Consider the following 19,562-nt stretch of genomic DNA (forward strand, 5'->3'; position numbering starts at 1 on the left):
CAGACACGCCGCTGCCCGATGCGGACAGCGGCGTGTTGCGTCCCCTCGGCGGGAGAGGGTCACTCCGAGAGGTGCTGCTTCGTGTTCGTGTAGACGATCGAGTCAGCGGTGGCGCCTACGAGGCCGAGTGTGACCCGCAGCAGCTGGGGCGGCAGACCGCTGTTCGGCGGCGGCGTCGACGCGCCGAGGGTGAGCGGCGTGCCGTCCGGGAGGGTCGCGGTCGCCGAGTCGAGGTAGACCTGGACGTTCCCGCTCAGCGTCATCGTGTCCGCGGTCGTGAGCAGCACCGGTCCGGTCTGCTTGCGGACGTTGAGGCTGAATCCCTGGATCGTGATGGAGTCCGCCGAGATCTTGATCACCGGGATGCGGCTGCCGTCCGCCATCGCGACCGTCACGACGGTGGCGCCCTTGAGCCCGGTGAACGACAGCGAGTTGCTGCCGAGCTGCGCGGGCGGCTGGGTGAAGACGGGCGCTGCGCCGTCCGGGGAGGCGGGCGTCGGCGCTGGGGTCGGCGTCGCGGAGCCGGTCACCGGGGTGCCCGGCGCGCTCGGGAGGCCGGGCAGCGGCAGCCCGGGGGAGGGCGTGCCGGACGAGGGCGAGGGCGACGGCGTCGGGGACGACGAGTCGCACGAGGCGAAGATCGGGAGGCAGAGGGAGGCCGGCGCCGCGGTGCGCGAGGCGTCGGCGGCCACAGGGGTCGCGCCGAGCCCGGTCAGCGCGCCGGCCAGCGCGAGACCGGCCGCCAGTGCGACGCCGGCGGGTCCACTGCGGGCCTTCACGCGGTCTCCTCCGCCGCGTCGTCGGCGGTGGGCGTGCTCTCGCGGCGACGGCGCCGGCCACGCGACCGTCGTTCGCCGCGCTGATCCAGCGGCATCCACGCCACCGTGAGCACGCCGCCGACGGTGCTCAGCAGCATCCCGATGAAAAAGCCGCCGAGGTTGACGCCGACGAGCGAGTACACCGCGATGGCGAGCGCGATCACGCCGTAGAAGATCCGGTGTGCGGGCATCGCGACGGCCAGGATCCCGAGCAGCAGGAGCAGGATCGGGATGATCGTCGCCTGCAGCCCCTCGATGCCGAGCTGGACGTGGATGCGGCCGATGTCGAGCTGTCCGGAGAAGAACATCTCGACGCCGCCGAGCGCGGTCAGCAGTCCGCCGACGAACGGGCGCTCGCGGCGCCAGGCGCGGAACCGCTGCCAGGCGCTCCGGTCGGGCATCCCCACCTCCGGTTCGATCATCGCGTGGCTCGTCCCCTGGCGGCTCAGAAGCATCCCTTCGATCCGTCCGTGAGCTGCACGTGCATGCCGGTGAGCGTGAAGACCGAGGCCTGAGTGCTCCACGCGGTCTGCTGCAGGTGGGCGATCGTCACCGTGTCGGCGTCCTGGGCGAAGTCGCCCGCGCTGCCCTTGGCGGCCGTGTTGACCGTCGAGGCGTCCACGCCGATCCGGATGTTGTGGAACTGGGCGTCTCCGGCGAGGTCGGTCATGCCGATCTGGAGGTCGGAGGCGCTGGCCGGGTTGCCGCCGCCACCCGCCGTGATCAGGATGCCGACCTTGCCGAGCGGCGTGTCGGAGACGACCGACTGGCAGAGGTCGGCGAGCGTGGCCGACTTGATGTTGGCGATCGCGACCTGGTGCTGCTTGCCCGCGGTGTCGGAGGCGAGGCCGGCGTACTGCGAGAAGCCGGTGCCGTCGAGCTTCGATGCGCTGATCTGGAACTGGCTGCCGGAGACGGCGAACGAGACCGGCACGGCCCCCTGAGCGACCCCGGCCATCAGCATGGTGGAGACCAGCGCGACGGGCACGGCGGCGAGCACGATGCGTCCGGCGTGGGAGCCGGCGAGCTTGCGGAACTTCATCGATCCTCCTGTTCGGGGGCTTGACAGCAGCGGTGCGGTCGTCCCACGACGAGAGTAGACGCTATTGACCGGTTGTCAATAGTCGGCAGAATGGGGGACGAAAAGACCGTTCCGGCAACTAGGCTCGACGCATGGACACCGATCGGCGCACCCGGCTGACCCCGGACGAGCGCCGTGCCCAGCTCGTCGCGCTCGGCGTCGCGCACCTCGCCGACCAGCCGCTCGACACCCTCACCATCGAGGAGCTGTCGGCTCAGGCCGGGGTGTCGCGCGCGCTCCTGTTCCACTACTTCGGCTCCAAGCACGGGCTGCACCGGGAGGTCGTCCGGACGGCTCGCGACAGCATGCTGCACGCCACCGAGCCCGCCCCCGAGCTGCCGCCGCGCGAGCGCCTGCGCGACACCCTGACGCGCATCGTCGCGTTCGTGCGCGACCACAGCGGCACGTTCTACTCGCTGGTCCGCGGAGTCGCGAGCGGCGACGAGGAGGTGCGCGTCGTGATCGAGGAGGCCAGGGCCGAGCAGGCCGACCGCATCCTGGCCGTGTTCCTCGAACTCGGCGCGACGGACACCCCGCTGCTGCGGATCGGCCTGCGCTCCTGGATCGCGTTCGCGGAGGACGTGCTGGTCTCGAGCGCGATCGGCACCGACATCGCGTCGGGCGACATCGTCGCGTTCCTGGAGCGCAGCGCGAACGGGGTGGTGGAGGCGGTGCCCCGCTAGATCCCCTCCTCGTCCAGGTCGTCCTGGGTGAGGACGCCGCCCTCCGGGTTCCCCTCCGGATCGTGCTCGTCGTAATACGGCTCGGCCTCCCGGGGCTGCCCGCCGGTCGGCCCGTCGTTGCCGTCGCCGGGCCCGTCCCAGACGGTCTCGCCGGCCACGCCGTCGTTCGTCACCAGCTCGTCGGCGAAGTCGGCCTCCGCGATCGGGTCGTCCAGCGCGTAGTCGACCTCGCCGTCGCCGGGGTCCACCCAGCCGGCCGTGTCACCGGCGTCGGAGTCGCCGATCTCCGGCCCGTCCGCGCCGTCCTCCGGAATGCGGTCGTCCATCCTCGTCCCCTCTCCTGCGGTCCGGCCTGTTCTGGCCGAACGTACACCCGCGGGCGGGCGCAGCAGGAGAGGGGACGGGAGGCGGTTACTTCGGGAAGCTGTACGTACCGCTCGAGCCGGCGTCCTTGACCGCCGTCCCGACGAAGGCCGCGAACTGGGATGCGTCGGTGAAGCCGCCCTGGTAGCGCTCGCCGTTCACGAACACGGTCGGGGTGCCGAAGCCGCCGGACGTCGGGTTCTTGAGCTGGGAGTTCGCCACCGCCTCGTTCGTGCGGTCGGTGATGAATTTCGCGAACGTCTGCTTGTTCACGCAGTCCGTGACCGCAGTGGAGCTGACGCCCCCGCTCTTGAACAGCGACAGCATCTTCGCGTTGGTGAGGCCGGAGCCGGTCTGCTCATCCGGCTGGTTGGCGTACAGCGCGCTGTTGAGGTCGAAGTACTTGTCCGGCTCGTAGTTCGCCACGCACGACATCGCCGCCGCGGCACGGGTCGAGTACTGGTTGTTCGTGCTGGAGTCGAGGATCGCGACCGGGTGGATCTCGAGCGTCGCCGCGCCGTCCGCCATCCACTGCTTCATCTGCGCCGCGTTGGTGGTCTCGAACTGGTCGCAGAACGGGCACTGGTAGTCGAGCCAGATCTGGATGTGCGCGGTCTTGCCGTCCAGCGTCTGCTTCGTCGGCGTCGGCTTGGCGCCCGGCGCGATCGCCGGGGTCGTGACCGCCTTGTCGGACGCGGTGAGCAGGAGGCCGCCGCTGAGCATGTTCTTCGGGTTGGCGACGCTGGTGGTCCCGCCGACGCTGGTGAAGATGATGAGGCCGATGACCGTGAGCACCGCGATCACACCGACGATCACCGAGCTCTGCACGACGATCTTGCGGCGCTTGGCCTTCTTGGCGGCCTCCTCGCGCATCCGGCGAGCGGTCTCGCGTGCCTCGGCTCGGCGATCGTTCTTCGTCGGGGTCGAGGCGCCTCTGCCCGTAGCAGCCATGCAGGTCATTCCATTCGAGAAAGGGGGACGGTATCCGAGAAGCAAGCGTATGGGCAAAAGCTTTGGATGCGCCGAGCACCCGCTGGAGTTCGGATCAGATTCGGGCGCTCGCGCCGGCCGACGCGCCGGACGACGCGACGGGCACCAACCGCTGCAGCTGCGTCACGTGCGCCGGCGTGAGGTCAGCCAGCGTCGGCACTTCCAGCAGCTTCATGGTGCGGACGACCTGGTCGCTGAGGATCTGGATGGTGCGGTCGACGCCCGCGCGGCCGCCCGCCATCAGCCCGTACAGGTAGGCGCGGCCGATCAGGGTGAACTTCGCGCCGAGCGCGTAGGCGGCGACGATGTCGGCGCCGTTCATGATGCCGGTGTCGATGGCCACCTCGGTGCGCTCGCCGACCGCCTCCACGACCTTCGGCAGCAGGTGGAAGGGGATGGGCGCCCGGTCGAGCTGGCGGCCGCCGTGGTTGGAGAGCACGATCCCGTCGACGCCGAGGTCGACCAGCTTCTTCGAGTCCTCTACGTTCTGTACGCCCTTGACGACGATCTTGCCCGGCCACATGCTCCGGATGATGTCGAGGTCCGCGAAGCTGATGGACGGGTCCATCGCCGCGTCGAGCAGCTCGCCGACGGTGCCGCCGGTGGAGGACAGCGACGCGAACTCCAGCTTGGGCGTGGTGAGGAAGTCGTACCACCACCACGGCCGCGGGATGGCGTTGACGATGGTGCCGAGGGTGAGCTGCGGCGGGATGGAGAAGCCGTTGCGCTTGTCGCGCAGCCGCGCGCCGGCGACCGGGGTGTCGACCGTGAAGAACAGGGTGTCGAAGCCGTTCGCGGCGGCGCGGCGCACGAGCTCGTAGGAGATCTCCCGATCGCGCATCACGTAGAGCTGGAACCAGTTGCGCCCGGTGGGGTTGGCGGCCTTCACGCCCTCGATGGAGGTCGTGCCGAGCGTCGACAGTGTGAACGGGATGCCCGCCGCGCTGGCGGCGCCCGCTCCGGCGATCTCGCCCTCGGTCTGCATCAGTCGGGTGAAGCCGGTCGGCGCGATCCCGAACGGCATCGCCGATGGGCCGCCCCAGATCTCGCACGAGGTGTCGACCGTCGACACGTCGCGCAGGATCGACGGGTGGAACTCGATGTCCTGGAACGCCTGCCGTGCGCGGGCCAGCGACAGCTCGCCCTCGGCCGCGCCCTCGGTGTAGTCGAAGGCGGCCTTCGGCGTGCGGCGCTTCGCGATCGTGCGCAGGTCCTCGATCGTGAGCGCGGCGTTCAGCCGGCGCTTCTTCGCGTCGAGCTCCGGCTTCTTGAACGACAGGAGCTCGAACAGCTCGGCGGGGTTGGGGAGTTGGCGGGTGACCATGTTCGTGTGCCTAACGTGCGTCGGTGGACGGGGACAGGGGGTGTGTGGGGGAGGCGTCGCGGTAGTAGCCGCTGATGTGGTCGTGGACGCGGGTGCGCGCCGCCGCCGGGTCGCCGGCGTCGATGGCGTCGATCACACCGCGGTGCTCGGCGCGGAGCCGGGCGGCCATGACCTCCCAGTCCGGGATGCGCTCGGCGCCGGCGAGCACGTAGCCCTCGATCGAGCTGCGGAGGCCGGCCATCATCGTGGCGACGACGGTGTTGCCCGCCGCCTCCGCGAGCGCGAGGTGGAACTGCGCGTCGAGCGCCAGGAACTCCTGCGCGGTGAGGGCGGGGTCGTCCATCGCGTCGAGGAGCCGGCGGGCGTCCGCGAGGTCGGCAGAACCGCTTTCGGCGAGCTCGCCCGCGACCGACGACTCCAGCAGCAGTCGCGTGCTTACCACATCGGCGACCGGGAACCCGCTCGCGGCGACCTGGAGGCGCATCAGCGCCTGCATCCCGCCGAGCGGCCGCGCGACGATGATCGCGCCGGAGCTCGGCCCGGAGCCGGTCTGCGTGCGGACCAGGCCCATCGCCTCCAGCACCCGGATGGCCTCGCGGACGCTGGAGCGCGCGACGCCGAACTCCACGGCCAGCGCGCGCTCGGGAGGCAGGTGGTCGCCGGGCCGCAGCCGGCCGTCGACCAGGCGCTCCTCGATGCGGGCGAGCACGCTCTCCCACGCCTTCGGCTCGGTCGCCATGCTTGTCCCCTCGTTGCGTGTGGTCGGACCACATGTGGTCCGACCACACAGTACCACGCGACGGCGGCACGACGACGAGGGGACGCAACACGCCGTCCGCGGCGTGGCCGAGCGGCGTGTTGCGTCCCCTCGATGACGGTGGCGGGCGGCTACTCGGCGGGGGCGGCGGCGGCGGCGCGGAACTCGACGTCCTCGACGCGCGAGCGCGGCATCGCGACGCCCGCCACGATGGTCAGCGCCGCGACGACAGCCACGGCCGTGAACACCGCGGTCGACGCGCCCTGCACGGCGGTGGGCGAGTGCGCCCCGCCCGTGCTCGAGAGGATGATCGCGTTCGCGATCGCGCCGAAGACCGCCACGCCCACCGCGCTGCCGATCGACCGGGCGAACATGTTGGTCCCGGTGACCACTCCGCGTTCGCTCCAGGCGACGCTCGACTGCGCCGCGATCAGCGTCGGCGTCGCGACCAGGCCCATCCCGAGCCCGACGACGAAGCAGCTCACCGCCACGAAGAGCACGCTCGGGTGCACGCTCGTCGCCGCCAGGATGATCGTCCCGAGGATGGCGATGCTGGTGCCGAGCAGGGCGGTGCTGCGGAAGCCGATCCGCAGGTAGAACCGTCCGGAGATGCTCGCCGCGATCGGCCAGCCGAGCGTCAGCGCGGCGACCGCGAGGCCGGCGACCAGCGGCGGCGCGCCGACCGTGGCCTCCAGGTAGGTCGGCACGTAGGAGGTGAGCCCGATCAGGATGGCGCCGATGCCGAGCGAGATGAGCGTGGTCGTCACGAGCAGCCTGCGCGAGAACACCCACAGCGGCATGACCGGCTCGGCAGCGCGGTGCTCGACCAGGGCGAAGGCGGCCAGCAGGAGGGCGCCGAGCGCGAACGCGCCGATGCTCCACACCGAGTCCCACGCCCAGGCCTGGCCGCCCTCCAGCACCGCGAGGATGATCAGCGACATCCCGGCGGTCAGGAGTACGGAGCCTGCGTAGTCGATCCGGTGCTTCTTGCGCTCGATGCTCTCGTGGAAGGTGCGGATCAGCATCCACGCCGCCAGGATGCAGAGCGGCAGGTTGACGAAGAAGATCCACCGCCACGACAGGAACTGCGAGAACAGCCCGCCGAGGGTCGGGCCGACCACCGAGGAGATCGCCCACACGCTCGCGAGGTAGCCCTGGGTCTTGGCGCGCTCGGCGACCGTGTAGATGTCGCCGGCGATCGTCATCGACATCGGCTGGATGGCGCCGGCGCCGAGCCCCTGCAGGGCGCGGAACGCGATGAGCGCGGGCATGCTCCACGCGAAACCGCAGAGCACGGAGCCCAGGAAGAACAGGCCGATGCCCGCCAGGACGATCGGCTTGCGCCCGACCGTGTCGGACAGCTTGGCGTAGACCGGCACGGAGACCGCTTGCGCCAGCAGGTAGATGGAGAACAGCCACGGGAACTGCGCGAAGCCGCCCAGGTCGCGCACGATCGAGGGGACGGCGGTGGCGAGGATGGTCGCGTCGATGGCGACCAGTCCGGTCGTCAGCATGAGTGCGATCAGGATCGGTCCGCGCTCGGAGCGGAAGCCGACGCTTGCCCGGGAGATTTCGTTCATCCCTGTGAACAACAGCCCCCGGTCGGGATCATTCCCCTGTACCCGACTTGACGTGAAAGAACCGAGCGCGCACAATCTGAAACATGTCTTTCATATCGGCAGGTCGCCCGGAGGACCGCCGCACGGTCACCGACCCGCGGGCGCTCCGGGCGCTCGCGCACCCGCTCCGGCTCGCGCTGCTCGACCATCTGATGTCGTTCGGCGCGAGCACTGCGAGCGAGTGCGCCGAGGCGGTCGGCTCCACGCCCTCCAACTGTAGCTACCACCTGCGCGCGCTGGCCAGGTTCGGGCTCGTGGAGCGGGTGGAGGCCGAGGACGGCCGCGAGCGGCCCTGGCAGTCCACCGCCACCGGTCTCACGCTCGGCCGTACAGAGGACCCGGCCGCGCAGTTCGGCGTCGACACCGTCGAACGCTTCTTCGCCGACCACCAGATCGACGAGGACGCCGGCCGGCTGCACCGCTCGATCGCGCAGAGGGACAGCGTGCCGCCCGAGTGGCGGGAGGCGAGCATCCTCTCCGGCTACGCGCTGCGGATCGCGCCGGAGGAGCTCCGCGAGCTGGGGGAGCGGCTGGACGCGCTCATCCGCCCGTACATCGCGCTCACCCGCTCCGACGCCCCGGACGACAGCTCGGTGGTCGTGCTCGGCCTCAACGCCTTCCGGCACCCGGATGAGCCGCTCGCGTCGGACGAGGGCGGCGAGTCATGACCCGCTCCCCGCTCCTCCGCCGTGACTACGCCCTGATCTGGTCGGCCGGCCTCGTCTCCGACACCGGCGACTGGCTGCTCATGATCGCCCTGCCGCTGTTCGCGTTCTCCGCGACCGGCTCGGCGCTCGGCGCCTCGACCGTGTTCCTCGCCGAACTCATCCCGATGCTGCTGGCCGGCACCTTCCTCGGCGTGCTGGTCGACCGCTGGGACCCGCGGCGCACCATGATCGTGACCGCGCTCCTCCAGGGACTCGCGCTCCTGCCGCTGCTCGCCGCCGGCCCGGACCGGATGGGCATCGTGTACGCGGTCGCCGCGGTGGAGGCCTGCCTCGGCGCCGTCATGAACCCGGCCCGCCAGTCGATGGTGCCGCGCCTGCTGAAGCCGGACGAGCTCGGTCGCGGCAACGCCCTGCTCGCGATCAGCGACAACCTCGCCCGGCTGGTCGGCTCGCCGCTCGGCGGCCTCGCGTTCGCGGTGTCCGGCCTGCCCGGCGTCGTGATCGTGGACGCGGTGTCGTTCGTCGTGACCGCCCTGCTGGTCGCCTTCACCCGCCCGCTGCCGCCGCGCGTGCCGGAGCCGGGGGAGGAGTCCGCTCCCGCGGTCGAGCGCCGCCTGCTGCGGGAGTGGGTGGAGGGCATCGCCACCATCGTCCGCAGCCGCGAGCTCGCGACCGTCGCGATCATCGCCGTGATCGGCAGCCTCGCGCAGGGCGTCTTCCTCGTCCTCTTCATCGTCTACGTCACCGAGAACCTGCACGCCGGGGACACCGAGGTCGGCATCCTGCGCGGCGTCCAGGCGATCGGCGGCGTGCTCGGCGGCCTCCTCGCCGGCCTGCTCGTGCGACGGGTCGCGCCGCGATGGCTGATCGGCGTCGGCTACCTGGTGTTCGGCGCGCTCTCGCTGCTGACCTGGAACCTGGCGCCCGTCACCACGGCCGTCTGGGTCTACGCGGGGCTGTTCGTCGCGATGGGCCTGCCCGCGGTCGCGACCGAGACGGGCGAGATCACCCTCGTGCAGACGGTCACGCCGCGCGCGGCCCTCGGCCGGGTGATCGCGGCGGTGCGGACGATCTCCGGCGCGGCGCAGGGCGTCGGCCTCCTGGTGGCCGGGCTCGTCGCGGCCTCGGTCGGGGCCGTGCACGTGCTCGACGTTCAGGCCTCCCTCTATCTCCTCTGCGGTGTGATCGCGCTGCTGTTCCTCGGCGGCCGCCGCGCGACCCGGGAGGCCATGCCGGAGCCCGCCGCCTCCCGGGCGACGCCGTCCTGACGCCCGACCGACGCTGCGACTTGGCGCGAAACCCGGCCGATTGCCAGACGTTTCGCGCATCGGCACGTAGGGTGTCGGTGTGTGGCGACTGGATAGGAAGAGCGAGGACGACGACGACATGACGTCCGACGTGCTGGAGGGCGATGCCCTGCGTCCGGCCGCCAACACCACCTCGCCGCACACGCTCAGCCTCGGTGAGGCCGGTCTCGTGGCAGGCAACATCGCCGAGCCGGTGTGGGCGCGCTGGCGCGAGGAGATCGCGGCGATCGGCGGCGACTCGCCGCTGCTGCACTTCGAGGACAGCCCGCGCACGCGCATCGAGCTGAGCACCACGCATCCGGGCGGACTCCCGCAGTTCATCACCGGGCAGAGCACGCTGCTCTCCAGCCTGATCCGCGACGAGCTCGCCCTGCGCACCGCGCGGGCGGCGGCGAACGCGATCACGGCCAAGGGGATCGAGCTGCGCTCGGTGCGCGGCATCGAATCCGTACATCTCGCGATCGGGCTCGCCCAGTGGCGGCACGGCACGGACGAGTTCCTGGCGCCGATCCTGCTGCGCCCGATGGCGATCCGCCGCTACGGCCGGGACTTCGAGCTGAAGCTCAAGGGCCAGCCGTTCCTCAACCCCGAGCTGTCGCGTGCGCTGGCCGAGCAGTTCCAGATCACCCTCGACGCGAGCGCGTTCGTGGCGCTCGCCCTCGACAACGGCGCCTTCAAGCCGCAGCCGGTGATCGACCGCCTGCGCGGGCTCACCTCACACCTGCCCTGGTTCAACGTCCAGCCTCGCCTCGTGGTGTCGTCCTTCGTGGACGTCGCGCCCGCGCTGCGCGCGGAGGCCGACGACCTGGACACCACCCTCCTGAACGCGCTGGCGGGCAACCCGACCGCGCGCACCACGATCGAGAGCGCCTTCAGCCCGGCCCAGGCCGTCCGCCAGGACGAGCGCCCGCCGGCCACCGACTCCCTCCTGCTCGACGCCGACGAGGCGCAGGAGAATGTCGTCGCCCAGATCGCAGCGGGCAACTCCCTCGTCGTGAAGACCCTCCCCGGCACCGGCGGCACCCAGACGGTCGTGAACGCCGTCGGCGCGCTGGTCGCGCAGCACAAGCGCGTCCTGGTCGTCGGCCCCCGGCGCTCCAGCCTGGAGGACATCGGGCAGCGGTTCGCGAAGGTCGGCCTGCCCGGCGTCGCCGTCACGCCGCGGAGCCTCCGCCGCGACCTGATCCAGTCGATCGGCCGCAACGAGAAGGCCGAGCGGCCGCGCGTCACCGACGTGGACGACGCGCTCGTCCGCCTCCGCAAGGTGCTGCTGGACTACCGCGCGGCGCTCGCCCGCCGCGACCCGGTCCTGCGCGTCTCGGTGCTGGACGCGCTGCGCGAGCTGTCCCGGCTCGCGCTGCTGCCGGCGCCGCCGTCCACGACCGCGCGCCTCAGCCCGGCCTCCATCGAGGCGCTCGCCTCCGGCCGCGACGACGCGGCGGACGCGCTGATCCGCGCCGCCCGCCTCGGCGAGTTCCGCTACGGCCCCAACGACTCGCCCTGGTACGGCGCCTCCTTCGGCACCACCGAGGAGGGCAAGTCCGCCCACGACCTCGCCAAGAAGCTCAGCCGCGCCGAGCTGCCGCGCCTCCTGGACCGCGCCAAGGCGCTGATCGGGCAGACCAGGATGCGGCCGTTCGAGTCGATCGCCGAGCTCGGCGTCTACCTGCGGCTGCTGCTCGACGTCCGGGAGACGCTCGACCGCTTCACGCCGGCCGTGTTCGACCGCTCGATCGCCGAGCTGATCGCCGCGACCTCCTCGCGCCGCGAGTCGCCCGCCATGTCGGGCGCGAACCGCCGCCGGCTGCGCAAGCTCGCCCTGGAGTACGTGCGCCCCGGCGTGCACGTCACCGACCTCAACGAGGCCTTGCGCCGCATCCAGCAGCAGCGCATCCTCTGGAACCGGTTCGCCGTCGCCGGCGTCGTGCCGGAGGTGCCCGTGGGCATCGCGGACGTGCAGGTCGCCTACCAGCGCGTCGCGGAAGACCTGGCCCGGCTCGACATCCCGCTGCGCCGCGTCGGGACGCCGCAGTCGCTCGCGGCCCTCCCGGTCGAGGAGCTGACCCGTCAGGTCGCCGGCCTCGCCGCCGAGTCCGAGGTGCTCGCCAACCTGCAGGAGCGCACCGCGCTGCTCGGGCAGCTCCGCGACCGCGGGCTGGACCCGCTGCTGTCCGACCTGTCCGTCCGCCACGTGCCGGAGTCGCAGGTCAGCGCCGAGCTGGAGCTGGCCTGGTGGCAGTCGGTGCTGGAGGCGCTGCTGGCCTCCGACCGCGCCCTCCTCAGCGGCAACACCAGCGTGCTGGACCGGCTGGAGGCCGACTTCCGCCTGGTGGACGAGGCGCACGCCTCCGCCACCGGCAAGCAGCTCGCCTGGATGCTCGCCGAGACCTGGAAGATCGGCATCGTGGACTGGCCGGAGGAGGCCAAGGCCCTCAAGAAGCTGCTCACCACGAGCGCGCCCACGGCCGCGACCCTCAACGCCGCGGCCCCGCACCTCGCACGCCCGCTCGCGCCGGTCTGGCTGGTCTCGCCCTACGAGGTCTCCAGCATCGACGCGGAGGTCGCATTCGACACCGTCGTGCTCATCGACGCCGGCGCCTCCAGCCTCGCCGAGAACATCCCGGCGCTTCGCCGGGCTCGTCAGATCGTCGCGTTCGGCGACCCGGTGACCCAGACCCCGTCCCGCTTCGACGTCGGCGTGCACGAGTACGGCACGACGGTGGAGGCCACGGACGTGGACTCCCTGCACGGCGACTCCGCCCTCTCCCGGCTCTCCGAGCTGCTGCCCGTCTACACGCTGGCCCGCAGCTACCGTGCAGGCGGCGAGGACCTGGCCGAGCTGGTCAACCGCCGCTTCTACGGCGGCAACATCGACTCCCTGCCGTGGGCCGGCACCTACCTCGGACACGGCAGCCTCGCCCTCCACTACGTCACCGGCGGCCAGGGGATGCCCGACACCGACACCGGCGCGGTGGAGAGCACCGACGCCGAGGTGGCGAAGGTCGTCGAGCTCGTGCTGCGGCACGCGACCGACCGGCCACGCGAGTCCCTCATGGTCATCACCGCGAGCGAGCGCCACGCGGTGCGCGTCAACCAGGCGGTGCTGTCCGCGTTCGCCAAGCGGACCGAGCTGGCCGACTTCATCCTGGGCGACCGGCCGGAGCCGTTCTCGGTCGTCACGCTGGAGCAGTCCGTCGGCCAGAGCCGCGACCGCGTCGTCTTCTCGATCGGCTACGGCCGCACCCCGCACGGCCGCCTGCTCTCCAACTTCGGCGCGCTCGCCGAGCCGGGCGGCGACCGCCTGCTCGCGGTGGGCATGACCCGCGCCCGCCGCGGCATGGACATCGTCTCGTGCTTCCGCCCGGACGACATCGACGAGTCCCGGATGCGCCACGGCATCGCGGCGCTCGCCCAGGTGCTGGGGGAGGCCGACCAGCTCCAGGCCGCCGCGCCCGAGTACCTGAGCCCGGACGCCGACCCGATGGTGGTGGACCTCGCCAAGCGCCTGGCCCGCCGCGGCCTTGACGTGCAGATCGGCTACCGCGGCAAGCTCACGCTGGTGGCCTCGAATGTGGGCCGCGCCGTCGTGGTCGAGACGGACGACGACGTGAACCGCGGCAGTCTCCGCGAGTCGCTGCGCCTGCGCCCCGACGTGCTGCGCCGCCTCGGCTGGCACTACCTCCGCGTCCACAGCTTCGAGCTGTTCGCCGACCCTGACACGGTCGCCTCCCGCATCGCCCGCCTCATCGGCGCCGCCGACGAAGCGTCGACCGAGACGGCCCCCATCACCCTCCCGCAGCTCTAACGCGCCGACATTCGTGCCGAATGTCGCCTCTGGCGCCGCCATTCGCGACATTCGTGCCGAATCGCGCGAGGCGCGATTCGCCGCATTCGTGCGGAATCGGGGCGAGGGCATCAGGGTCGCACTCTGGTAGCATCGCGGTATGACCGTGAAGCTGAGTGTGAGTCTTTCCAATGACGACCTGGTCTACCTGGACAAGATCGCGGCGGACGTCAAGGGCAATCGATCTGCGGCCATCCACAAGCTCCTGCGAATCCAGCGCGAGCTCGACGCCGAAGGCGCTTACGCCCAGGCGTTCGATGAGTGGGAGGGTTCCGGCGACCAGGCGCTCTGGGATCAGACTGTAGGAGATGGGCTGTCCGAGTGAGGCGGGGAGACGTTCTCGAGGTTCTCCTCGACCCTGTCGTCGAAGGGGAGGCGGGCAAACGCCGCCCCTGCGTCGTCGTCAGCTCGGCCGGGATGAACGCGGCGGTGACGAAGCGGTCGCGTGGCGTGATCACCTTCGTACCGCTGACGTCCAACGTCGATGTCGTGCACTCCGACTTCCAGGTCGAGGTCACCGAGCGTGAGGACCTGGACCAGATGGGACTGCGCGTCCCCTCCAAGGTGCAGGTCGAGCAGGTCCGGGCGGTCGGCTTCTCGCGGATCGGCCGGCCGATCGGCACCACGCCGGCCTGGATCATGCACCAGGTCGACGAAGCCCTGCGGTTTCACCTCTCCGTCTGACCGCGGCTAGCCTGGAACCGTGAACGACAAGCCCGACCCCGATCGCCCTCCACGCCGCTCGCGCCGCGTGCAGCGCGCCAGTGCGCCGGGCGCCGACCCCACGCCGCACGTCCCCGAGCGGGACCGCGAGGAGACGTCGTGGTCGCCGAACGACGAGCAGCTGCGGCGGGACGTGCCGCCGCACTACTGAGCGCGCCTTACGGGAGCGGGTCGGCGTGCTTGCCCGCGTTCGCCGACGGCGGCCCCTGCTGCGCCGCGAGGAGGTCGCGGATCTGCGTGAGCAGGTCGAGGTCGGTGACCGGCGCGTCCGGCTCCACGACGCCCTTCTTGCGGAGGCGGTCGGCGCGCTCCTTGATCTTGTTGATCGGGAAGACGAAGACGAAGTAGACGACGACCGCGACGATCAGGAAGTTGATGAGCGCGCCGAGGATCGCGCCGAACTTGATGCTCGATCCGTTGAGGGTGACCACCATCGCGTGACTGAGGTCGCTCTGCTTGAAGAACGCGCTGATCACGGGGTTGATCAGGTTCGTCACGATCGCCGTGACGACCGCGGTGAACGCGGCGCCGATGACCACCGCGACCGCCAGGTCGAGCACGTTCCCTCGGAGGATGAACTCCCTGAAGCCTTTGAGCATGACCGGTCCTTTTCGCTCGGTGGATGGAACTGGTGGTGCTGTGCGCCCGGGCGGGCGCGGGATCAGGCTGCGGAGCCCGACGACGCCGACGAGCCGGAGGCCGACGAGCCGGAAGAGGAGGACGACGAGCCAGACGAGGACGAGCCCGACGATGACGACGAGCCCGAGCCCGACGACGAGGAGCCCGACGAGGAGGACGACGACCCGGACGACGAAGACGACGAAGAAGACGACGACGCCCCTCCGCCCGTCTTCGCCCCGCCGCGCGAGTCCGTCCGGTAGAACCCGGACCCGTTGAAGGTCACGCCGACCGCCCCGAACACCTTGCGCAGCGTGCCGCCGCAGTTCGGGCAGACCGTGAGCGCGTCGTCGGTGAACGCCTGGTGGATGTCGAAGGCGTGGCCGCAGTCGCGGCACGAGTAGGAGTAGGTCGGCATGGTCTTCCGTGTGCTGGGTGGGTCAGGTGAACTGGACGATGCGGGTGGGGGTGACCGCGCCGTCGACCGGCTGATCGTGCCGCTCGCGCGGGACCTCGTCCACGAGCTCGCCGTCGAACACGACGGCGTACACCGGGGGACATTTTTCCATGCTGCCGAGGGTCTTGTCGAAATAGCCGCGGCCCCAGCCCATGCGCATCCCGCTGGCGTCGACGGCGGCGGCCGGTACGAGGATGAGGTCGACGTCGTTGATCGCGATCGGGCCGAGCAATTCGCCGACGGCCTCCGGCATCCCGAAGAGCCCCTCGGTCTCGGTCTCGCCGTCGCCGGTGGTCCAGTCGAGGAGGCCGTCCTCGCGGGAGACCGGGAGCAGCACCCGCAGCCCCTGCGTGACGGCCCAGTTGACGTAGGGGCGGGTGTCCGGCTCGATCGTCGTCGACAGGTAGCAGGCCACGGAGCGGGCGGAGAGGTCCGTCGTCAGGTCGACCAAGTTCCGGGTGATTCCGGCGGTCGCGGCCTGCCGTTCGGTGCTGGTGAGGTTCTGCCGGCGCTCGCGCAGCTCGGCGCGCAGTGCGCGCTTGCGATGGGCTGCTGTGTCGGTCTCCATAGCGCAATCCTAGAAGATCCCCCCGGGAGCCCGATCGAAATGCGGATACTGTGGGCGCTATGGCTACTCACGTGACGAAAGCAGTGATCCCCGCGGCAGGCCTCGGCACCCGGTTCCTCCCGGCGACCAAGGCGATGCCGAAAGAGATGCTGCCGGTCGTCGACAAGCCGGCCATCCAGTACGTGGTCGAGGAGGCCGTCGCGGCGGGCCTCCACGACGTGCTCATGGTGACGGGGCGCAACAAGAACGCGCTCGAGAACCACTTCGACCGCAACGCCGAGCTGGAGGACACCCTCGAGAGGAAGGGCGACACCGACCGGCTCGAGAAGGTGCACTACTCGACCGCCCTCGCCGACCTCCACTACGTGCGCCAGGGCGACCCGAAGGGACTCGGTCACGCGGTGCTCCGCGCCAAGATGCACGTCGGCCGCGAGCCGTTCGCCGTGCTGCTCGGCGACGACATCATCGACTCGCGTGACGACCTCCTGAACCACATGCTCGACGTCCAGCGGAAGTACAACGCCAGCGTGGTCGCGCTGATGGAGGTGCCGAGCGAGTCCATCCACCTGTACGGCGCCGCCGCGATCGAGGAGACCGGCGACGACGACGTGGTGCGGATCACCGGCCTGGTCGAGAAGCCGGACGCCGACCAGGCGCCCTCCAACTACGCGATCATCGGACGCTACGTGCTGCGCCCGGAGGTCTTCGACGTCCTCGAGCGCACGCAGCCGGGCCGCGGCGGCGAGATCCAGCTCACCGACGCCCTCGAGGCGATGGCGCAGGCGCCGGACTGGACGGGCGGCGTGTACGGCGTCGTCTTCCGCGGCCGCCGCTACGACACCGGCGACCGCCTCGACTACATCAAGGCGATCGTGCAGCTCGCGGTCGACCGCGAGGACCTCGGCCCTGAGCTGCGGCCGTGGCTGAAGGCGTTCGCCGACGGCCTCCACGACGAGCCCCGCGAGATCCTGGAGGAGATGCCGATCGACGCGGCTGACGCGTCGGAGGGCGTTAACCGCTAGCGTTCTACCTGCGGCGAACGGTTGCCGCAGAAGGAGGACGCCGTGGCGTTCGTCATCCCCACGCTGAGCGAGGGACGCATCGGACTGCGACCGGTCCGCCTGAGGGACGCGCGCGCCCTGGAGCGCTCGCTGCTCGACAACCGGTCCTGGCTGCGGCAGTGGGAGGCCACCAGCCCCTATGCGCCCGGCTCGTTCGACACGCGCGCCAGCATCCGCTCCCTGCTCGCGAACGCGCGGGCCGGGCACGGCCTCCCGTTCATCGTGGAGTACGACGGCCGGCTGGCCGGTCAGCTCAACGTCTCGTCGGTGACCTACGGCTCGCTCTCCAGCGCCACGATCGGCTACTGGATCGCGGAGGAGTTCGCCGGCCGCAACATCACGCCGACCGCCGTGGCGCTGGCGACCGACTACTGCTTCTACCAGCTCGGCCTGCACCGCATGGAGATCTGCATCCGCCCGGAGAACGCGCCGAGCCTGCGCGTGGTCGAGAAGCTCGGCTTCCGCTACGAGGGACTGCGCCGGCGCTACATCCACATCAACGGCGACTGGCGCGACCACTACTGCTTCGGCCTGGTGTCGGAGGAGCTGCAGCAGGGCGTGCTGCGGCGCTGGATGGACGGCGAGGCGCCGGCGGAGGCCGCTGCCGTGACCGCCGAGGACCGTGCGGCGGCTGCCATCCCGCTGCCGGTGGCCCGGCGGCACTGAGGCGCTGTCGCTCTGAGCGTGCCGCACGCCGGTCGAACGCACGCTGAGAGTCCTCTCCATCCGAGACACACCCGGGCGCTGACCCGGGCGTTGCCCGCCAGACCCCTACCTTTAGAGGCATGACTGGGGATGTGATGGGCGGAGGGGTCGTCGTCGCCATCGCGGCCGCCCTCTGGCTGGCCTACCTCGTCCCGGTGTGGCTGCGTCGCCGCGAGTACCTGGCGACCGAACGCAACGCCGTGCGCCTGCAGCAGACGCTGCGCATCCTGGCCGAGACGAGTGAGCTTCCGGACGAGGTCCGCATGGAGGCGACCGCCAAGACGGTCGCGGAACAGCAGCGTGTCCTCCGTAGGGCGGAGGAGAGGCGTCTGGCCACCGCGCGCGCGGAGGCCGCTTCCCACGCCCGCCGCGAGCAGGCCGTCGCCGAGGAGCGCCGCGAGGCCGCCGAGGAGGCCGAGCGCGCCGCCGCCCACGCCATCGCGATGGAGCGCGCGTCCCGTGCGGCAGCGGCCCAGCGGGCACGTGCGCTCGCGGCGCTGAACGCCCGCCCCGTGCTCTCGCCGCAGCGCCGTCGCCGGCTGCGCCGTTCCCGCGCCCTCTGCACTCTCCTGCTGGTCGCCGGACTGGTGGGTGTCGCCTCCGGGGGAGCGCTGTTGCTCGCGACCGGCGCGTGGCTGCTCGCCGCCGCGTCCGCCACGGTCACGGTGGCCGCCCTCGGGATGCTGAGCCGCCTGTCCCGCTCGGCGAACGCCATGCCTGCGCCCGTCCCGTTCATCCCGGCCGCGCCCGCGTCCCCTGCGCTGTACGACGACGCCAAGCACGACCTCCCCGTGCAGGAGGCACTGCGCCAGAGCTGGACGCCGCAGCCGCTCCCGAAGCCCCTGCACCTGTCGCCGGGGACCGTGGCCGCGGCCGCGATGGCGTCGGTGGACGCCGCCGCCGAGCTGCGCCGATCGGCCGCTCGTTTGGAGTTCGAGCGGAAGGCCACGGTCGTCGCCGAGGCGGCTCCCGTGGTGCCCGCGCCGGTGCTGCTGCGCCCGGTCGCGGTCGCGCAGGAGGCCGTCCCCGTCCTCTCTCGTCCCGCTCCCGTGGCGGTCGTGGAGGCCCTCCCGAGCGTGTACTCGAGCATGGGGATCATCGGCTCTGTCGATGACGGCGCCCTCGACCTGGACGCCGTCCTTCGCCGCCGCCGGGCCGCGAGCTGAGCCCCGCTCGATTTCGAAACGGCCCCGCGAGGGTGCTATTGTTTCTAAGCAATCCCCCGGGGCTATGGCGCAGTTGGTAGCGCGCTTCGTTCGCATCGAAGAGGTCAGGAGTTCGAATCTCCTTAGCTCCACCGGAAGGAAAAGGACCGTCAGGGATGGCGGTCCTTTTTCGTTTTCCGGCGCTGTCGGCTCACACCACCAGCATGACCGCGAGCACCAGCATCAGCACCGCGATCCCCGCGTCAAGCACGCGCCAGGCCATCGGCCGCGCGAACACCGGCGCCGCCACCCGTGCCCCGAATCCGAGCACCACGAACCAGATCAGGCTCGCCGTCGCCGCCCCCGCGCCGAACACCCAGCGGCCCGGGTCGCCGTGCGTCGCCGACAGCGAGCCGAGCAGGAGCACCGTGTCGAGGTAGACGTGGGGGTTCAGCCAGGTGATCGCGAGGCAGGTGCCGATCGCCGCGACGAGCGTCCCGCCTCCCGAGGTCGCGGCCGTCAGCGTGGTCGGGCGGACGGCGCGCACGGCGGCGAACACCGCGTAGCCGACCAGGAACGCGAACCCGGCCCAGCGCACGATCTGGAGCGCGAGCGGGGCGGCCTTCACCAGGGTCCCGATCCCGGCGACGCCCGCGGCGATCAGCAGCGCGTCGCTCGCGACGCAGATCGCGACCACGGCGAGCACGTGCTCGCGGCGGAGCCCCTGCCGGAGGACGAACGCGTTCTGCGCGCCGATGGCGACGATGAGGGCGGCGGCAGAGCCGAGGCCGGTGAGGTAGACGGAGAGCACCATTCGACGATAGGGAATAG

22 protein-coding genes and 1 tRNA gene are annotated in these 19,562 nt (G+C 71.3%); 11 read left to right on the plus strand and 12 right to left on the minus strand.

Annotated features, from left to right (window positions below; all coding sequences use genetic code 11):
- Positions 1-59 precede the first annotated feature (59 nt).
- From ACFQ9V_RS06915 to ACFQ9V_RS06925, 3 genes are read right to left on the minus strand one after another with little or no spacing between them, the layout of a single operon-like run.
- Positions 60-779 (minus strand): hypothetical protein, encoded by a 720-nt coding sequence (locus ACFQ9V_RS06915; RefSeq protein ID WP_382458432.1) that lies wholly within the window; start codon positions 777-779, stop codon positions 60-62.
- Positions 776-1,240 carry a DUF6114 domain-containing protein gene (locus ACFQ9V_RS06920; protein WP_382458433.1) on the minus strand — a complete coding sequence of 155 codons (465 nt, stop codon included), beginning with the start codon at positions 1,238-1,240 and terminating at the stop codon, positions 776-778. The genes ACFQ9V_RS06915 and ACFQ9V_RS06920 overlap by 4 nt, the downstream gene beginning before the upstream one ends.
- 23 nt (positions 1,241-1,263) lie before the next feature.
- Complete coding sequence (locus ACFQ9V_RS06925; protein ID WP_382458434.1) at positions 1,264-1,860, minus strand: DUF6230 family protein; 597 nt, start codon at positions 1,858-1,860, stop codon at positions 1,264-1,266.
- 131 nt (positions 1,861-1,991) lie between these two features.
- Here ACFQ9V_RS06925 and ACFQ9V_RS06930 point away from each other — a divergent pair, with 131 nt between their 5' ends.
- Entirely contained in the window at positions 1,992-2,582 is a 591-nt protein-coding gene (locus ACFQ9V_RS06930; protein ID WP_382458435.1) for a TetR/AcrR family transcriptional regulator, read from the plus strand.
- Here the strand turns inward: ACFQ9V_RS06930 and ACFQ9V_RS06935 are convergent.
- The 5 genes from ACFQ9V_RS06935 to ACFQ9V_RS06955 all read right to left on the minus strand — a co-directional run bounded on the left by ACFQ9V_RS06935 (position 2,579) and on the right by ACFQ9V_RS06955 (position 7,596).
- Positions 2,579-2,908 (minus strand): hypothetical protein, encoded by a 330-nt coding sequence (locus ACFQ9V_RS06935; RefSeq protein WP_382458436.1) that lies wholly within the window; start codon positions 2,906-2,908, stop codon positions 2,579-2,581. The genes ACFQ9V_RS06930 and ACFQ9V_RS06935 overlap by 4 nt on opposite strands.
- An 85-nt stretch (positions 2,909-2,993) precedes the next feature.
- On the minus strand, positions 2,994-3,896 hold the full coding sequence (locus ACFQ9V_RS06940; RefSeq protein WP_382458437.1) for a DsbA family protein: 903 nt from the start codon (positions 3,894-3,896) through the stop codon (positions 2,994-2,996).
- 94 nt (positions 3,897-3,990) lie between these two features.
- On the minus strand, positions 3,991-5,259 hold the full coding sequence (locus ACFQ9V_RS06945; RefSeq protein ID WP_382458438.1) for an alpha-hydroxy-acid oxidizing protein: 1,269 nt from the start codon (positions 5,257-5,259) through the stop codon (positions 3,991-3,993).
- Between the two features lie 10 nt (positions 5,260-5,269).
- Positions 5,270-5,998, minus strand: a complete 729-nt coding sequence (locus tag ACFQ9V_RS06950) for a FadR/GntR family transcriptional regulator (protein WP_382458439.1) — start codon at positions 5,996-5,998, stop codon at positions 5,270-5,272.
- Positions 5,999-6,147: 149 nt separating this feature from the next.
- Positions 6,148-7,596, minus strand: coding sequence for an MDR family MFS transporter (locus ACFQ9V_RS06955; RefSeq protein ID WP_382458440.1), 1,449 nt, complete (start codon positions 7,594-7,596; stop codon positions 6,148-6,150).
- An 83-nt stretch (positions 7,597-7,679) separates the two neighbouring features.
- Between ACFQ9V_RS06955 and ACFQ9V_RS06960 the strand changes: the two genes are divergently transcribed.
- From ACFQ9V_RS06960 to ACFQ9V_RS06985, 6 genes are all read left to right on the plus strand, one after another.
- Complete coding sequence (locus ACFQ9V_RS06960; protein WP_382458441.1) at positions 7,680-8,303, plus strand: ArsR/SmtB family transcription factor; 624 nt, start codon at positions 7,680-7,682, stop codon at positions 8,301-8,303.
- Positions 8,300-9,571: an MFS transporter gene (locus tag ACFQ9V_RS06965; protein ID WP_382458442.1), complete on the plus strand. Its 1,272-nt coding sequence runs from the start codon at positions 8,300-8,302 to the stop codon at positions 9,569-9,571. The genes ACFQ9V_RS06960 and ACFQ9V_RS06965 overlap by 4 nt, the downstream gene beginning before the upstream one ends.
- Before the next feature lie 79 nt (positions 9,572-9,650).
- Positions 9,651-13,415 (plus strand): AAA family ATPase, encoded by a 3,765-nt coding sequence (locus tag ACFQ9V_RS06970; protein WP_382458443.1) that lies wholly within the window; start codon positions 9,651-9,653, stop codon positions 13,413-13,415.
- A gap of 139 nt (positions 13,416-13,554) precedes the next feature.
- Positions 13,555-13,779: an antitoxin gene (locus ACFQ9V_RS06975; protein ID WP_382458444.1), complete on the plus strand. Its 225-nt coding sequence runs from the start codon at positions 13,555-13,557 to the stop codon at positions 13,777-13,779.
- The gene (locus tag ACFQ9V_RS06980; protein WP_382458445.1) at positions 13,776-14,138 is read left to right on the plus strand and encodes a type II toxin-antitoxin system PemK/MazF family toxin; all 363 of its coding nucleotides are present in this window, start codon (positions 13,776-13,778) and stop codon (positions 14,136-14,138) included. The genes ACFQ9V_RS06975 and ACFQ9V_RS06980 overlap by 4 nt, the downstream gene beginning before the upstream one ends.
- Before the next feature lie 19 nt (positions 14,139-14,157).
- The gene (locus ACFQ9V_RS06985) at positions 14,158-14,328 is read left to right on the plus strand and encodes a hypothetical protein (protein ID WP_382458446.1); all 171 of its coding nucleotides are present in this window, start codon (positions 14,158-14,160) and stop codon (positions 14,326-14,328) included.
- A 7-nt stretch (positions 14,329-14,335) separates the two neighbouring features.
- Here ACFQ9V_RS06985 and mscL read toward each other — a convergent pair whose 3' ends face one another.
- From mscL to ACFQ9V_RS07000, 3 genes are all read right to left on the minus strand, one after another.
- The gene (mscL, locus tag ACFQ9V_RS06990; RefSeq protein ID WP_382458447.1) at positions 14,336-14,776 is read right to left on the minus strand and encodes a large conductance mechanosensitive channel protein MscL; all 441 of its coding nucleotides are present in this window, start codon (positions 14,774-14,776) and stop codon (positions 14,336-14,338) included.
- A gap of 62 nt (positions 14,777-14,838) precedes the next feature.
- Positions 14,839-15,213, minus strand: coding sequence for an FmdB family zinc ribbon protein (locus ACFQ9V_RS06995; RefSeq protein ID WP_382458448.1), 375 nt, complete (start codon positions 15,211-15,213; stop codon positions 14,839-14,841).
- A gap of 22 nt (positions 15,214-15,235) precedes the next feature.
- Positions 15,236-15,820: a 5-formyltetrahydrofolate cyclo-ligase gene (locus tag ACFQ9V_RS07000; RefSeq protein WP_382458449.1), complete on the minus strand. Its 585-nt coding sequence runs from the start codon at positions 15,818-15,820 to the stop codon at positions 15,236-15,238.
- Positions 15,821-15,879: 59 nt separating this feature from the next.
- Between ACFQ9V_RS07000 and galU the strand changes: the two genes are divergently transcribed.
- The 4 genes from galU (at position 15,880) to ACFQ9V_RS07020 (ending at position 18,883) form a co-directional block, all read left to right on the plus strand.
- The gene (gene galU, locus ACFQ9V_RS07005; RefSeq protein WP_382458450.1) at positions 15,880-16,842 is read left to right on the plus strand and encodes a UTP--glucose-1-phosphate uridylyltransferase GalU; all 963 of its coding nucleotides are present in this window, start codon (positions 15,880-15,882) and stop codon (positions 16,840-16,842) included.
- 42 nt (positions 16,843-16,884) lie between these two features.
- Entirely contained in the window at positions 16,885-17,547 is a 663-nt protein-coding gene (locus ACFQ9V_RS07010) for a GNAT family N-acetyltransferase (protein WP_382458451.1), read from the plus strand.
- A gap of 119 nt (positions 17,548-17,666) precedes the next feature.
- The gene (locus ACFQ9V_RS07015) at positions 17,667-18,752 is read left to right on the plus strand and encodes a hypothetical protein (protein ID WP_382458452.1); all 1,086 of its coding nucleotides are present in this window, start codon (positions 17,667-17,669) and stop codon (positions 18,750-18,752) included.
- Between the two features lie 58 nt (positions 18,753-18,810).
- Positions 18,811-18,883: transfer RNA gene (locus ACFQ9V_RS07020), tRNA-Ala, on the plus strand.
- A gap of 59 nt (positions 18,884-18,942) precedes the next feature.
- Here the strand turns inward: ACFQ9V_RS07020 and ACFQ9V_RS07025 are convergent.
- On the minus strand, positions 18,943-19,545 hold the full coding sequence (locus tag ACFQ9V_RS07025; protein WP_382458453.1) for a LysE/ArgO family amino acid transporter: 603 nt from the start codon (positions 19,543-19,545) through the stop codon (positions 18,943-18,945).
- Positions 19,546-19,562 lie beyond the last annotated feature (17 nt).

It is taken from the genome of Leifsonia sp. NPDC056665 (genome assembly GCF_042791795.1).
Taxonomy (GTDB): domain Bacteria; phylum Actinomycetota; class Actinomycetes; order Actinomycetales; family Microbacteriaceae; genus Leifsonia.